The organism is Streptomyces sparsogenes (assembly GCF_001704635.1).
GTDB classification, from domain to species: Bacteria; Actinomycetota; Actinomycetes; order Streptomycetales; family Streptomycetaceae; genus Streptomyces; species Streptomyces sparsogenes.
The window spans coordinates 1-750 of the sequence record NZ_MAXF01000264.1 but is presented as its reverse complement, the minus strand read 5'-3'; the positions used below and the strand labels follow the sequence as shown (position 1 = coordinate 750).

Sequence of the window (750 nt, the reverse complement as noted above, 5' to 3'; positions counted from 1 at the left end):
GTTCGGTAAGGCCGGTGGGCTGGGCGATGTCGCCTATGAGGCGGCGAACGCGCCCATCCAGATCGGCAACCGGGTCTGGTTCGACGGCGACCACAACGGCATCCAGGACCCCGAGGGTGTCAACGAGGTGCCGCTGCCGGACGCCACGGTCAACCTGCTGGACGACACCGGCAAGCAGGTCGCCACGACCAAGACCGACGCCGCCGGCGAGTACTACTTCGGCGGAGTCGGCGCCGAATACGAGCTGAAGCCCGGCGCCAAGTACACCGTGCAGTTCAACGTCTGCACCGCCGACACCAGCGACGTCCCGACCCAGCCGACGGCCGACGAGCTGCGGTTCACCCTCCCCCGGGCCGGTGCCAACCGGGCGCACGACTCGAACGTCACCCCGCCCAAGACCGGACGGCTGTGCAACGGCTACGCGCCTGTCACAGCACCCGGAAAGCCCGGAGGGGTCGACCACACGATCGACGCCGGCGTGTACATCCCCAAGGAGGAGCCGCCGACCACGACGCCTCCGACCACCACGCCGCCGTCCTCGGAGCCGCCGACCCACCAGCCGCCGACCCATGAGCCGCCCAACCGGCCCGGCCCCCAGGGCGGCAGCGACCAGACCGGCGGAGGCGGCGGTTCACTGGCCAACACCGGTACGCAGGTGCTGACCATCGTCTCCCTCAGCGCCCTGCTGGTCGGCGCGGGCGCCGCAGTCGCCCTCGCCGCCCGCAAGCGCCGAGCCAGGCAACACTGAGA

At 71.3% G+C, this 750-nt stretch carries 1 protein-coding gene; it reads left to right on the top strand.

The genetic code is table 11. From position 1 onward, the window contains the following. Positions 1-748: SdrD B-like domain-containing protein (locus tag BBH68_RS38780; protein WP_281182523.1), on the top strand; the 748-nt coding region annotated here is incomplete at its 5' end. Positions 749-750: the final 2 nt, after the last annotated feature.